This is a genomic window from Algibacter sp. L3A6 (assembly GCF_009796825.1).
Classification (GTDB): Bacteria; Bacteroidota; Bacteroidia; order Flavobacteriales; family Flavobacteriaceae; genus Algibacter.
Genome location: NZ_CP047030.1, coordinates 3,091,089 through 3,105,313 on the forward strand (window position 1 = coordinate 3,091,089; position 14,225 = coordinate 3,105,313).

At 31.2% G+C, this 14,225-nt stretch carries 13 protein-coding genes; 2 read left to right on the forward strand and 11 right to left on the reverse strand.

Annotated elements, in window-relative coordinates; translation table 11 throughout:
* Positions 1-61: 61 nt before the first annotated feature.
* On the reverse strand, positions 62-490 hold the full coding sequence (locus GQR98_RS12970; protein ID WP_159019862.1) for a hypothetical protein: 429 nt from the start codon (positions 488-490) through the stop codon (positions 62-64).
* Between the two features lie 342 nt (positions 491-832).
* Here GQR98_RS12970 and GQR98_RS12975 point away from each other — a divergent pair, with 342 nt between their 5' ends.
* A complete protein-coding gene (locus tag GQR98_RS12975) occupies positions 833-2,941 on the forward strand; it encodes a DEAD/DEAH box helicase (RefSeq protein ID WP_159019863.1) in 2,109 nt (702 codons plus the stop codon).
* Positions 2,942-3,077: 136 nt separating this feature from the next.
* On the opposite strand, the gene GQR98_RS12980 is transcribed toward GQR98_RS12975, so the two are convergent.
* From GQR98_RS12980 to GQR98_RS13025, 10 genes are all read right to left on the reverse strand, one after another.
* Positions 3,078-3,980, reverse strand: a complete 903-nt coding sequence (locus GQR98_RS12980) for a DUF1080 domain-containing protein (protein WP_159019864.1) — start codon at positions 3,978-3,980, stop codon at positions 3,078-3,080.
* A 70-nt stretch (positions 3,981-4,050) separates the two neighbouring features.
* Positions 4,051-4,386 (reverse strand): hypothetical protein, encoded by a 336-nt coding sequence (locus GQR98_RS12985; protein WP_159019865.1) that lies wholly within the window; start codon positions 4,384-4,386, stop codon positions 4,051-4,053.
* A gap of 195 nt (positions 4,387-4,581) precedes the next feature.
* On the reverse strand, positions 4,582-5,229 hold the full coding sequence (locus GQR98_RS12990) for a DUF2459 domain-containing protein (protein ID WP_159019866.1): 648 nt from the start codon (positions 5,227-5,229) through the stop codon (positions 4,582-4,584).
* Positions 5,230-5,336: 107 nt separating this feature from the next.
* Positions 5,337-5,921 (reverse strand): SMI1/KNR4 family protein, encoded by a 585-nt coding sequence (locus tag GQR98_RS12995; protein WP_159019867.1) that lies wholly within the window; start codon positions 5,919-5,921, stop codon positions 5,337-5,339.
* A 177-nt stretch (positions 5,922-6,098) separates the two neighbouring features.
* Complete coding sequence (locus GQR98_RS13000) at positions 6,099-6,890, reverse strand: hypothetical protein (RefSeq protein WP_159019868.1); 792 nt, start codon at positions 6,888-6,890, stop codon at positions 6,099-6,101.
* 214 nt (positions 6,891-7,104) lie between these two features.
* Complete coding sequence (locus tag GQR98_RS13005; protein WP_159019869.1) at positions 7,105-7,605, reverse strand: hypothetical protein; 501 nt, start codon at positions 7,603-7,605, stop codon at positions 7,105-7,107.
* 236 nt (positions 7,606-7,841) lie between these two features.
* Entirely contained in the window at positions 7,842-9,557 is a 1,716-nt protein-coding gene (locus tag GQR98_RS13010; RefSeq protein ID WP_233268008.1) for an amidohydrolase, read from the reverse strand.
* Positions 9,558-10,194: 637 nt separating this feature from the next.
* The gene (locus GQR98_RS13015; protein WP_159019870.1) at positions 10,195-10,398 is read right to left on the reverse strand and encodes a hypothetical protein; all 204 of its coding nucleotides are present in this window, start codon (positions 10,396-10,398) and stop codon (positions 10,195-10,197) included.
* Positions 10,399-10,608: 210 nt separating this feature from the next.
* Positions 10,609-12,024 (reverse strand): sulfatase, encoded by a 1,416-nt coding sequence (locus GQR98_RS13020; protein ID WP_159019871.1) that lies wholly within the window; start codon positions 12,022-12,024, stop codon positions 10,609-10,611.
* Positions 12,025-12,241: 217 nt separating this feature from the next.
* Positions 12,242-12,847, reverse strand: a complete 606-nt coding sequence (locus tag GQR98_RS13025; protein WP_159019872.1) for a hypothetical protein — start codon at positions 12,845-12,847, stop codon at positions 12,242-12,244.
* A 363-nt stretch (positions 12,848-13,210) separates the two neighbouring features.
* Between GQR98_RS13025 and GQR98_RS13030 the strand changes: the two genes are divergently transcribed.
* On the forward strand, positions 13,211-14,182 hold the full coding sequence (locus GQR98_RS13030; RefSeq protein ID WP_159018718.1) for an IS110 family transposase: 972 nt from the start codon (positions 13,211-13,213) through the stop codon (positions 14,180-14,182).
* Positions 14,183-14,225: the final 43 nt, after the last annotated feature.

The window sequence follows — 14,225 nt, forward strand, 5'->3', positions numbered from 1 at the left end:
AGGGTTTTCTAAGGGGAATTATATATAGTAAATCTAGAACTTAACATGGTTTATACCAGCATTAGCTGCTTTTCTTCTTTGTTTTAAATATATCTTTTAGTATAATATATTGTTCGTGATATAAAAGTATAGAAGCAATAATGAAGGGTACTCCAGACCAAAACGCCCATGTATGAAAATCGGTGTTGTTCACACTAGGATATGCTAAATATCTAAATGAAAACCATAATGAAATTAGCCCTAAAATACCGATTACGTGCTTAGTAACAACTTTTTCGATTTTTATACTTAACAGGATAAGTAATTGACCTAGAAGTGAAAGTAGTGAAGCGCCAAGTAGGAGGTTAGCAAAAGAATCTGAAAAACCACTGCTTGAGAGCCATCTATCTAAAGTGAAATACTCTGTTAAGAGCATTACAGAAATAGTGTTTTTATGAATTATAAAAATGAATGAATGTAATATTAATGTCCAAATTTTAAGCTTTTTCATATTCTTATTTATAACAATTAAAATTATTTTTTAAAATTATTTTTTGATTCTCGAACAAGGTTAGCATATTGAATTTATATGTTTTTTTCATTTATACATTAACGAACTTAACCTGATTACAAAATAGACACCTATTCTTACTTATTGAAGCTAATATATAAATAATAAATTTTAGGAAAACAATAATTAACTATATCGGGTCTGTTAGTATTTAGTAACAAAACAAGTTTCAATAAAACCACGCTGTAAAAGTCATTTTGTATAGCTTTGCTGAAATATAAATTACATAGGTATCAAATTCTATTTTGATAGGGCTTAGGCTCACATAAAAGCGTATTGTTAATGGAATATATTTTTAAGGAAATAATTTTTAAATGGTATGAAGATCACCATAAACAAAAGGCTTATAACGAAAAGCAACTTGTTAATTTATTATACAAGCAAAATATTGAACTCGAATTAATTGAAAAAACACTCAGTGATTATTCAGTTTATTTTGATCGCGTAAAACGGTATTTATATAGTCCAAAATGGAGTAAGCTTACTAGAGATTTTCCTTCTTGGTTTAATTTAGTAGATAGTAAAGAGCAAGAAATTACAAAGGCTTTTATAGACGAAGAAAATGCTATTGAGGACGATAATGCTAGGTTATGGGTTGTAGCCAAAATTGATAAGAAGATTTCAAATTCCGATTTCGGATTTTTGTACCAAGCTGTTATTTCTCTGCCCGATGGTGTTTCTAGTCCTGGGCAAGAAGGCATACCAATAAATTTATGGTGGCAAGATGTTGCTAAGCAAAATAATATTCAAGGTGTTTTTTTAGCATATTATAGAAGTATTTCAACCATAATATTTCGAGTTTCAAATGAATTAACCGCCGAGCATTTAAATACTACATTTAAATTTAAACCCAAGGCCATTAATTTTTTAAAACATATAAAAGATCGGTTTAACGCTGTAAAATATGACGAACTCAGCCTTACAAATAAGTTCTTTTTCAAAAGGAATATTAGAATAGATGATGACTTTAAAAGTGAAATAATAGATGCATCATTAAACCAATCGCAGCAACAGGCAGTGCAAAGTGTATTCTCTCAAAATGTCACTTTTATTTGGGGCCCACCAGGAACAGGAAAAACATATACACTTTCAAAAATTATAGCAAAAGCATGTACAAACGGGTTGCGAGTTTTAGCCGTTAGTATTTCAAATATTTCTATTGATATTCTAGGAAAAGAAATTATAAATGAGTTTGAAAATTTCTCAGAAAGTTCAAAGAAACTCCTTGAAGATAGAAAGGTTTTAAGGTTTGGTTACCCCGTTTTATCAGAGATTGTAAATGATAGCAGACTTTATCCCGAAAAAGAAGAAGTAGATCGCGTAAGGAAAGAATACGGCACAGTTTTAAAGTATTTAAGAAGTCATTCTAAAAATACTGATAGGGAAGACATAGCCAGAGCCAGAAATAAACAAATTTTGCTTAAAAATGAGATAAAACAAATTAATCAAACAAGAATTGCTAATTCTCAATTAGTGTTTACCACAGCGGCACAGTGCTTTTTAGCTGATAATTTTGAACATGAAAAATTTGATCTCGTAGTTGTTGATGAAGTAGGAATGATGCCATTGATACAAACGCTTACTATGGCCAGTTTTTCAAAAAACAAATTTGTTGTTGCAGGAGATTTTAAACAACTTGGGCCAATAAGTACAGGTCAAACAGAGGCTGTAAATAATTGGTTTAATAAGGATGTTTTTGAATATATGGATGATGTTGAAGGTTATGATGAAAACATTAGAGTCATGCTTTCCGAACAACGCAGGATGCATCCAGACATTTGTTCGCTAATAAATGATAGGTTTTATAATGGTTTATTAACCTCTAATTATCAAGAGAAATTCACTTCAATTAAGTCTAGTTTTGGAGTTATTAATACGCCGTATTATTTTATTCCTGTAGAGCCAAAAAATGGAGCTGTTGTAAAAACTACGCAAGGACGATCTAGAGTTAATGATAAATCTGCTCAGGTTGTAACCGAACTTGTAGAAAGCTTAATAATAGAAAATGAAGCGATGATAATTGGTGTTATTACGCCTTATAACGGCCAAGTAATAAATTTAAAACGAAAATTGAGAAATAAAATGCTTTCCGATAATCAGCTTAAAAATGTTACGGTTGGTACAATACATTCTTTTCAAGGTTCGGGTTTCGATGCTATCATTTATGATATAGTAGATAACTGCGAAAAAAATATAGGCATGCTATACAAAGGCATTCAAGGAGAACGATTAGTTAATGTGGCACTATCTAGAGCAAAACATAAGTTAATTATTGTAGGCGATCCAAAGGTGTTTTCAATTTCGGACGATTTAAATGAAGTTTCTAAAAAATTACGATCTTTAATGGTTGATTTAAGATTGTCTGAGAATAAGTTGAGTTATAAAAATTAAGGAGCCAAAATAAACTTGACTATCAGTAAATTTTCATAGTTTCTTTAAATCGCTAAAGCTTTGGGAATTTATCAAATAAAATCCTCATCTAGCTTACAATTTATAAATGAAAGACAATCCTATTAAGCCACCATCACTACTTTAACTGATTAGCAAATTCTGATGGAAGCTCACTAATAGATCTAATTTTTACATCTTTATAATACACTTCTGCACCTTCACTTTGAAGTTGGATTTTACCTTTGGTTAGCGGTTTAGCTATGTCTTTTTCATTATAAGTAACCGATTTTTCTACCACAAGAGCTATTTTTCCATTAACAATATGGTAAGCTTTATCGCCTATACAAACCAAATCAATTTGATTCCATCCTTCCAGCTTTCCGTAGTTAGCATTTTTTCTGCATCGGCCGTCTTCTCCGGTTTTAAATTGTTTGTAAGCACTGTTTGGGTTGTAGATAAAAATATCCCAAGCCGAATCTGGATTTTCTTTCTTAATCGCTTTTATATCGGCACCTGTACCAGCAATAGTGTAGTAATCTCCGCAATCTTCTTCTTGAATCTGAAATTCCTGAGACTGCATCCAACAGTTCCAAAAAGCACCTTGCTCTCCAATGGCATGGTACAAAATCCCGCTATCCATGGGTTTACCTAAACGAGGCGCATATTTTTTATCGCCCCACTTAAACATAAGGCTTAAATGGTAGTTTTCGTATTTTTTTTTGGTAGTTACTGCACCGTAGATTTCTCCTGAAACTTTCAACACAGGTTCTCCATCCATTTCAATAGCCGAAAAAACGTTTAAAGGGTCGTTGTTTAACCCCAAGGGCGTTCCTTCTTCCATGCCGTTACCTTTATCGTAACCTTCAATAGCTACGCTGTAATGCGGTGCGCCAACAAACTCATCCCATTGGCTTAATTCCATATCTAGAAGATGTTCCCAATCTTGGTTTGTGGATTTTTTCGAATTGCAAGAGCTCAGCGTGATGTTAAGTAGAATAACTGTTACGGGGAATATTATTAACTTTAAACTAGATTTCATATTTATAATTTAAATTCTATTAATTAATTCTACACGAATATCTACTGCATTTCTATTAATGTAATTTCTGCTAAAGACCAACCGTACTTGCTCCAAACCCTTCTGGTTGAAACTCTATTCGTTTTATTTTCTTTTCGGCTAAAGCGTTTTTTATTTCAAAAATGGTTTGCCAATCTTTTATATTGAGCCGACCAATTAATTTATTTGTAATTCGTTTTTTTTCTTTTATTTCAATTTCCGATTTGTCTTTTTCAAATTTAATTTCTCTAAAAGAATACACAAGATTGGCGTAACTTATTTTAGCTTTCTTACCATTAAAATGGGCACAAACTAATGTACTTCCTTTAAATTCTATGGCTTTAATGAAGCTTTTTTGACGATTTAAACATCTTATGTTTGATATCATTTCAATGCATAAAAAAGGGAATATTAATAAGATAAATATCCAATGAATTTTGAAGTAGAACAATGAGAGATATAAACCAAATTGAACACATATTAGAAGGGTGTAAAACGTTTTTTTGTTCTTATGATGGTCTCTTTTAAATATCATTCTTTGAGTTTCTAGAGTATTTTTTTACAATTTGTTATCAAACCTGTTTTATTGATATTTATTCATTAGTCCAAAGTCGAAAGGAGTCCATAGGCAGGATTTTAACCCACTGTCTTTAAAACCAATATTTACCCAACTGTTACACGTTTTAAAACAGGAATAACTTCCTTTCGATGTATAAAAATCATCGATAGAAGAGTAACCTTTGTTTTCAAGAATAATTTTCATGCCCTTTTGGTTCACCTCAAAGGTGTTCAGTAAATAATGGTTTAGTTTTTTTAATTCCAATTCGTTTATTTTTATTTCAACCCAACCTAATCGTTTCTGTCTATAACGCGTTACATGCATTAAAGTTGAACTTTCTAAAAACATGGCTTTAAAAGCAGTGCTAAAAGTCAAATCGTTCCAAGTAGGGGTGTTAATGTAGAAGTTTTCATCTCCCCAACCAAAAGACAAGTACGTGTCGTTTTGGTTATATTTTATTCCCGATAACACTAAACTATCGACATATTCTATCGGAATTACAATATCTAAATGCACTCCATTTGTATTTAAATATATTAGTTTTTCTGAATTTTCATTGCTCACTTTTCTGTCTACAGTTATTGAAGATAGAATTAAAGCCATAATTATATATGCTGTCGGAATGAATAAAAGGTATAAAAACCATTTAATTATTTTCTTTCCTGTTTTCATATCGTTTGGCTCGTAGGTTTACTAAAGTTTGCGTGTAAGATAGGTTTAGCTAAAACTAGCAATTTTTTATAAGCAATGTTGCCAATAGTTTTTATTATTAAATTTTTTTAAAAATCATCAGAGAACCATTCTTCTTCCAAATCGTGATCGTCGGCTAATTCCTGTGCTTCAGATTCGTAATTACCTTCGTTTACGAGACCTCTTATAAAAGCTTCAAAATTTACAGCTAAAAATGTTTTCTTATAGTTGTTCTCTTGGTCGATATGTACAACTTCTGGCTCTCCATCTTTTCCGCACTTCGTATAATCCAGCATTATCATATCGTGTCCAGCAGAAGGACAGTCACAAACATAAACTCCGGAATTAGGATAGCCCCACTCATCAATCCAAAATTGACTACTGAAATCTCCACATAAAGAGTAGGGTTTCTCATTTCCAATTCCCATTATACCCGTAATTGCAATATGATTATCCGCCCAAGTCGTTTTTTCAGTTGTTGGATAACAGGTGTTTTTAGGGATTCCGCCATTTTGAGATTTCATTAATTTTATATAAGAATCGGGAAGTTTATAACCAAGTTGATTCGTTATATTTTTAATAATTTCATCTGTCGGATATTTTCCAACATATTCTTTGTCTGCATAATCGCTTTTTTTCCAAAAATTAGTGAAATCAAAATTTTCAAATATCATTTTATCTAATCTTATTGGTTAATAGTATTTAGAACGCACTGTGCGGTATTACAAGCACATTACTTTTGCTTTATGTCTGTTAATATTCAATTCGCTTAAATTTAGCCCTTTTGTCCACTTGATACTCATGTGATTTTGTAAATAGAAATTAGTTTTACCAATCTCTATTTTCCTCAATTATATTGTCAGCAAGCTTTTATCAAGTTCTTTTGCAATCGAAATGTCAATTAGTTTCTCAACCAAATATTCTCGTTCTATTGTTCCTATGTGAGAAAACTTCTCGTCAACCTTATTTATAGCTTCAATACATTTTTTCAATGCATTTTCTTTAGTTCTTTGCTGGCCTTCTTTTTCTTCATATTTAAGAATAGCTTTTTCTGTTTTTATCAAAGCTTCGGGATTGATGTAATAAAGCCAGTCTTTAAAATAATGAGGATCTATCTTTTTAGCTTTAGAAGTTTTTAATTTTTCTTCCTCCTCTAGTCCTTTTAAGATAGCTTGTATTGACATTGGTTGGTGAGTATTTTGTATTCCATTATGAAAATCACACTTACTCGGCATTGAGAACTGAGGCACTAAAAGTGGTTTAAATTCACTAAATTTTTTTACTTGTCGATTGTCAAACTTTGAGAATTTGTACTTGTCTTTTAGCTTGTAATCCATCAATTTTTTATCAAATTGAATATGTGGTTCTTTATTCCATACGCTGAAGTAACAAGCTGTATTCTTTCTATAATATTTGTGTTTGTAAATAGTCGATAAATCCAAATCTTCAATTTTTGGAATGTTTTTAAATGTTTTCTGAAAAACAGCTAGATAGTAGCCGAATTTAAAATCAATATCATAAGGAGCAGGTAGCCCTGTTACTATTTTTAGTATTTGAAGAAAGAAATATTTGCCGTTTAACTTAAAGTTGTAAATATCACCTTCCTCAATTTTTTCAATCGCTATTTCTGATTTTTTCGTCATATTCTTATTATGAACGTTAAATGTAAGAAATCGTAGGGCAGGAGATAAGCACTGTCGTTTCGGTTTATTACTTAGCGAAATATAAATATTTTGCTTTTAACTTTTCTATTATAAATGCCAAATCAAAAGTTTTGGCGGACTTTATAAAAACACACTAAACTTTGGTGTAAGTACCAAACCCCGCATTAATTATAGCTTTTGTTATACTTAGTTTTTATTTTCTTTTCCATTTCGAATCAACTTTAATAAATTCCATTTTCACTTTATCATTTTCAGATTTATGAAGAGAATAACTATAAATTATAACGGTATCCTTTTTTATGGATATATCTTTAACTTCATAAAGTTCTTTCTTTTGATTTGATGAATCTGATATTATTTCAAAATTATATTTTTCTGATATAAAATTATCGTCAAAAATAACTCCAACAATAATAGTACTACCATTTACAGAATTACTCATTTCAAAATCCTTTGATAAATCAAGATAAAAAGGGTTGTCTAAAAGATGTTTTATTTCTTGAATTCTCTCCGAAAAAGTAGGTGTTTCGTCAAATCTAGAGTCATTTCCACAGACACCATATTCTCTCTTTGTAGCTAAATATAAAGTATCATTATTACTCAGGCTGCTAGCAATTTCTTTAACAATTTCAGTCTTTAATTGATTTGAATTTTCGACTTCCTTTGTTGAAGGTAAAAAAAGGTCTGTATTCATAAATAAAAAGTATAAAAACGACAATAGAATCACGATTGATACAAATATTTTTAGTCTTATGTTTTTTATTTTCAAATCAGGTTTTTTTTAGCAAAACGGTTTTATGTATGATTAGTTGCGTGATTCATGCACTAAAGTTAGCAAATAGATCACAGATAGAAAGTCCGTAAGGGCTTTTGTAAGTAGAATAAAACCAAGCAATTAATCATACGCGTTGTTGTGCTTTCGTTATTTTGCTATTTCTTGTAAGCTACTTTACCATTAAAAATAGTCATGTCGATTTCAGTATCTAAAATCTGATTTTCTTCAACAGTCATCAAATCTTGATTGTAAATTGTAAAATCAGCAAGCTTACCACTACTAATAGAACCTTTAATGTTTTCTTCGAAGGCGCCATACGCAGCATCTAAAGTGTATGATTTTAATGCTTGCATTCTCGTCATTTTTTGTTCTGGCTCATAACCGCCTTCAGGGATTCCTTTAAGTGTTTTTCGGCTTACACTAGCATAGAAACTGGCAATAGGATTAAGAGGTTCTACAGGCACGTCCGTTCCATTAACAATAGGAACGCCACTCTGTAATAAAGCTTGCCACATGTAAGCGCCATCTTTAATTCGTTTTTCACCTAAACGGTCAATGGCCCAAGGTCTATCGGAAGACAAGTGTATTGCCTGCATTGCAGGAATTACATTTAATTCTGCAAAACGAGGAATGTCATCTGGATGTAGATGTTGCGCATGTTCAATACGGAATCTATGATCGGTATCTAGCATATTCAATTCCTTTAACGCTAATTCATATTGATCCAGAATTTCTCTATTAGCACGATCTCCAATGGCATGCGAGCAGACTTGAAAATTGTTTTGAAGTCCTTTTATTGCTACTTCTTTTAGAATGTCCATAGGAAGCGTTTCATGGCCATAGTGACCTGGGCGATCTGTATAAGGTTCTAAAAGCCAGGCACCCCTGGAACCTAAAGCACCATCACAACTTAATTTAATAGAACGTATAGTAAAACGATGATCTGGATCTATCCTCGGACCTTTTTCTAACCATTCGTTAAGTAATTCTTCACCACCTCTTAACATGGCATACATTCTAATATTCATTTTTCCAGCCGATTTCATGTCATCGTAGAGTGCTATTGTATTACTTGAAATACCTGCGTCATGAAAACTAGTGATACCATTTTTATGGCACGCTTCCATAGCTAGATTAAAAGCTTGAATGTTTGTTTCTGGCGTCTCTTCTGGGATATACTTGTAAATCATAGATATTGCATGTTCATTGAAAATACCTGTTGGCATACCAAATTGATCTACAATAACTTCTCCTCCTTCCATATTATATGTCTGGATTCCCTCTTTACGTAAGCCTTTTAAACCTGCAATTTCCATAGCCTTAGCATTTGCGAAGCCTGCGTGACCACTTGCATGACTTAAAAAAACAGGATTATCTGGTGATACTTCGCTGAGTAAATGATGCGTCTGAAATCCTTTAACGGTGTTTGCTGGCATACTGTCCCATTTGCTTTGGTGCCAACCTCTACCAAGAATCCATTCGCCTGGTTTAGACGTTTTAACTTTCTCTGCAACAGCGTCTATAATATCTTGATAGCTGCTTGTATTCATAAGGTCAAGCTCTAATTCATTATAGCCTAAGCCCATAAAATGACCATGACCTTCAATTAAGCCAGGCGTCATCGTCTTACCTTCTAAATTTATAAGTTCCGTTTGTTCGTTTTGATAGCTTTTGGCTTCCTCAAAACTTCCAGCAAAGAGAATTTTATCCTTTTTTGTTACAACGGCCTCTACTGTTGTCTGTGTAGAGTCTACTGTATAAATGGTTCCTCCATGAATAAGCATGGTGCCAAATTCTTTTTTATTATTAGCACATGAACTTAAAAAAAGACAGGCAATTATTATGTTTAATTTGTAAAATCGTAGTGTCATGATAGTTGTAATTGGTTTTAGTTAATTAATGCTCGTCCAATAACTTAGCTAGAGTAGTAGAGAATCTGTCGTTTTTTCTTCCTTATATCTATTTTTAAATCAAAGGGTAAGCCTTGCGTAATTTGTATTTGAAGTCGTTCTTTTTTTAAGAATTTTATCATTAGTTAGCGGTTTCTGATAATTAAGCACTACAAAGCATACAGTTGTACTAACTATATATCTTTATTATGGTATTAACACTATTAATTTTAAATAACTCAATATGAGTACATAAGCTATCATATTGAAATTCTTTAGGGAAGAAAATATGTTTAAATATATTAAAAGTTACTTAAAAAAGTAAACGAAATAGAATATTTCTATAAACCGAGCTTATTTTAAATTATTCTATAAGAGAAGGGGAGTTGTTTTATTGTTACACCGATGTTATACCTTGTTTTGTTGGTGTATTATACAGGTATATAGGGTTTTATTTGTTGTGCCTAGATAATACAGTGTTTTACGCAGTTTTTCAATTCCACAAACTTGTTAAATTCCAGAAGAGTAAATTTTGTGTTTCAGTTCACTTTTACGCAACATTTATAAATTCAGTTTGAGTAATAATTCCGCAAGAATAAATTCGGAGTTTTGTTCCGATTTAAAGTATTTTATTCAATCGTTTTAATTCATTTTTTTGGGTTTTCTTCCATTTTTCAGATACAGATACACTATATATTGTTAATATAACTCCAAGAATTAGAGCGCTATATTGTAAAATTTTGTATTCGTTCAAAATTGTTAATCCAAGAGTTGTAAACATCAATCCTATTACCATAAAGGCCGTTCCATTATTTTTTTTCATTTCTTGTATGTTATTGTTCAAGGTATTAGTAGAGCAAAATATTAATATGTTACAATGTACGTGTTCTTAAATTGCGCAGAACGTTTTGAATATGGGGCGTTTGGCATTTTGAAACACTTCATTTTCAAGTTACGCCTAATTGTATTTATTGCTGATATATTCAATTTTAGTATTATCTGCCAAATGCACTATATTTTTTGTTGTGTGGAGTTAATTATTTTTTATATTATTTTCTAAGCTTTCACACTTGCCCCTCATATTTTGAAGAACTTTCACATATTTAGGATTATTTTTAAAATTTTCTAATTGAAGAGGATCTTTTTGCAAGTCGTGTAAATATTCATATGAAGGATTCTGTTCATAATAATTTACGTAAACATATCTTTGTTCATGAATTCCAACATATTTTGGCAGTTTATCATGTTCCATTCTATGCTCTATAAGAAAACGATCTCGCCATGTTTCAACTTCTTCATTATTTAAAATTGGTAATAGGCTTTTCCCTTGATGAATTTTAGGTTTGGTAACTCCTGCTATATCAAGAATTGTTGCTGAAATATCAAGATTAAGCGCTAATTTATCAGATTTTTTTCCAGAGTTTTTAGTTGGTTTTCTAGGGTCATAAATTATTAAAGGAACCCTTAACGATTCCTCATAATGTGTCCATTTACCTGCAAAACCTCTATTTCCCATATAATAACCATTATCAGCAGAATAAATGATTATGGTGTTTTTATCTAAGCCTTTTTCTTTTAATGTTGTGAGCACTCTATTTATTACATTATCGTACCCACTAATCATACGGAAATAAGCTCTCATATTAGTTTGGTACTTTTCTTCTGTGTCCCATCTCCAGAAATAACGTTCTCTATTTAATGAGTTTTTCAAAAAATCAGGATGATTCTCATATATCTCAGAACTAGATAATGCTGGTTTTGGCATTTCTACATTTTCATACATATTAGCAACTGCTTTGGGGTAAGGATAATGCCCATCATTACCTGGAGTTAAATTTGCATCTACTGCATGTACAGCATTAAAACTTATAGAAAGACAAAATGGATGTTTAGAAGTTTGATTTTTAATAAATTCTACTGCTTGATCGCCTCGAATTTCAGCAGAATGCCTCATACTACCATCGGCCTGTTTTTCAAAATAGGGTGCATTTTTACGAGAAGGCTTAAAGTAATCAAACATTTCTTTAACCATGCTATCTCGTGCTTCAATATTCACGCCAAATTTTCCAGTAAAACCAGTAATATATCCCGATTTTTTTAGTAAATAAGGATATGAATTACTGATAAATTCTTTCTTAAGAGGTTTTTTTCCAAAAGTATAATTGTGTTTAGACTCATATAACCCTGTTAGTATAGAAGCTCTACTAGCTGCACAAATTGGTGTAGTTACAAATGCATTTGTAAATACTGTTCCGTTTTTAGCAAGCTTATCAACTGTGGGGGTTTTCACAATGGGGTGCCCCTCAAATGAAAGAACATCGTTTCGCTGATCATCAACTAAGATAAATAATACATTTGGTCTTTCCTCTTTCGATTTATTCTCATTTTTGCATTCAATAAATAGTACTACTATTATAAAATAGAAAACTATTTTCCATATATTTTTCATATTTGTTCTTTGTAATTACACACAACGTTAAGTATAAGAAACGCAATGCAGGTGATAAGCTCTATCGTTTCGGTTTATTACTTAGCTAAATATAAATATTTTGCTTTTATCTTTTTTATTATAAATGCCAATTCAAAAGCTTTGGCGGACTTTATAAAAATACATTAAACTTTGGATTAAGCACCAAAATCCGCATTAAATATACACATTGTCGTAGCTAGTTTATTTCTATAGTTTCTCTTATTTCGGTAGGTAAATCTTTTAGTATTTGTTGACCTTTAACTAAATAACAATCAATTTCAATTTTTCTGCTTTCAGTATATTTCATTTTCAATTCACTAATAGAATTAGAAAGTTCAAATTGTTTTTTGATTGTAAGTAAATCTTTTATTCCATTAGGCAGTTCTGAAATAAATTTTAAAGTTGTTGTTTTTTTAAAATCTTCATCTATTTCAAATTCAGCATAACATTTTTCATAAAAATTGTTTACCTTATTTATAAAAGTCTCAGAAGTTTCTTGATTAGAAATTTCAAAAACAAGAGTGTAATCTTCTCTGTTATCTTGGTCTCCATTTATTAAAGAGTAGAGATTATAAGTGTCATTAAGATTTTCTATAAATAGATAGTCTGCACCACCACTACGTGTTATGCAAATACCTGATTTGATGTCAGAGTACTCTCTAAATGAATTGTTTTCAAATACTAATTCGTCAATATCATAGAATTGTCCTTCATCAAACGTTTTACCAAGTATTTCATTTAAAATATTCAGAATATTTTCAGGAATATCTTCTTTAAAAAAATCTTCAGGTTTAATTCTCATTTTTTTTAATTAGCTACAACGTTTATGTATATGGAAAGTTGCGTGTTTGAGTGCGTGGATTTTCCGAAGGAAAATCGGATGCAAGCAAACAAAGCAACTCACATTGGTTAAGCTAAAACTAGCAATTTTTTATATACGGCTTAAGTTAGCATTTAAATAAAAAAGACTAATTTAAACATATAAAATAGAAAGCACAAAAGAGAGGAATAAGGTTAATTTATACGGAGAGACTTCAGATCTCGTCAACATTGTAAATCCCCTCTCTTTTCTACACAGATTTCGAACAGTTCTGTGAGGCTTTAAGACCTCGATTTTAAGTCGTTGAAACTCGCGTAGTATGTCCTTTCAAAAAAACAATTTGTTATGAATAAAGATATTAAATATTTTGGTATTGACATTAGTTATTTAGTTTTTGATGTCACAGATTCAGATGGTAATTATTATCAGTTTAAAAACAAGTTTTCAGGCTTTAAAGCCTTTAGAAAACTCTTAAATTCTGAGAGTCATTGCGTGATGGAAGCTACAGGTTACTATCATTATCAATTGGCTTATTATTTGTTTGAAGAAGGTCTAAATGTTTCAGTAGAAAATCCGTTGTCTGTAAAACGATTTATCCAGATGCGACTATCCAAGGTTAAGACCGATAAGAGTGATTCAAAACTTATATGTTCTTATGCTGAGCAAGTAGAGTTAAAACTTTGGAAAGGTAGTTCTAAGGAAGTACAGGAGTGTCTTCAAATTACCAGAACCCTTTCTGTATATACAAAACAGCGAACAATGATAAAGAATAAACTTCATGGTGAATCTGTTTTAGGGGAGCCAAGTAAAGCCATTGTGAGATCTTTAAAGCGTAGTTTAAAACATTTAGATAAAGAGATGTCCAGCTTAGAAGAGTTATTGCTAGTTTTAGTAAAAGAGGCTCATAAAGATTTATTTACTCGAATAAAAACCATACCAGGAATCGGAAAAAAAACATCTATTATGTTAATCGTTTTAACAGGTGGTTTTGAACGCTTTTCGAGTGCAGCAGAATTATGTAGTTACGCAGGATTAACTCCAGTGATTAGGCAAAGTGGAAGTAGTATAAAAGGACGACCACGCATTAGTAAAATGGGCAATCAAAAACTCAGGAATTTATTATTTATGTGCAGTTTTACAGCTTGTAAATACAACAAAGCATGCAGGGATATTTATGAACGATTAGTAGCAAAAGGAAAGAGTAAAAAATTAGCATTAATAGCGGTATGTAATAAGCTACTAAAACAAGCTTTTGCTATTGCAAAATCGGGTTTAATATTTGACAAGGAATATAAAAGTACGCTAGTGAAAAATTAATAAGATTTTACTTGTTTTTTAGCACAGTACTTTGTTGTGCATA

Bases quoted from the DNA above. Each gene is read 5' to 3' on its own strand.
- GQR98_RS12975 (WP_159019863.1), top strand. From the start codon at position 833: ATGGAATATATTTTTAAGGAAATAATTTTTAAATGGTATGAAGATCAC.
- GQR98_RS12990 (WP_159019866.1), bottom strand. From the start codon at position 5,229: ATGAAAACAGGAAAGAAAATAATTAAATGGTTTTTATACCTTTTATTC.
- GQR98_RS12985 (WP_159019865.1), bottom strand. From the start codon at position 4,386: ATGATATCAAACATAAGATGTTTAAATCGTCAAAAAAGCTTCATTAAA.
- GQR98_RS13020 (WP_159019871.1), bottom strand. From the start codon at position 12,024: ATGAAAAATATATGGAAAATAGTTTTCTATTTTATAATAGTAGTACTA.
- GQR98_RS13025 (WP_159019872.1), bottom strand. From the start codon at position 12,847: ATGAGAATTAAACCTGAAGATTTTTTTAAAGAAGATATTCCTGAAAAT.
- GQR98_RS12980 (WP_159019864.1), bottom strand. From the start codon at position 3,980: ATGAAATCTAGTTTAAAGTTAATAATATTCCCCGTAACAGTTATTCTA.
- GQR98_RS12995 (WP_159019867.1), bottom strand. From the start codon at position 5,921: ATGATATTTGAAAATTTTGATTTCACTAATTTTTGGAAAAAAAGCGAT.
- GQR98_RS13000 (WP_159019868.1), bottom strand. From the start codon at position 6,890: ATGACGAAAAAATCAGAAATAGCGATTGAAAAAATTGAGGAAGGTGAT.
- GQR98_RS13030 (WP_159018718.1), top strand. From the start codon at position 13,211: ATGAATAAAGATATTAAATATTTTGGTATTGACATTAGTTATTTAGTT.
- GQR98_RS13015 (WP_159019870.1), bottom strand. From the start codon at position 10,398: ATGAAAAAAAATAATGGAACGGCCTTTATGGTAATAGGATTGATGTTT.
- GQR98_RS13005 (WP_159019869.1), bottom strand. From the start codon at position 7,605: ATGAATACAGACCTTTTTTTACCTTCAACAAAGGAAGTCGAAAATTCA.
- GQR98_RS13010 (WP_233268008.1), bottom strand. From the start codon at position 9,557: ATGACACTACGATTTTACAAATTAAACATAATAATTGCCTGTCTTTTT.
- GQR98_RS12970 (WP_159019862.1), bottom strand. From the start codon at position 490: ATGAAAAAGCTTAAAATTTGGACATTAATATTACATTCATTCATTTTT.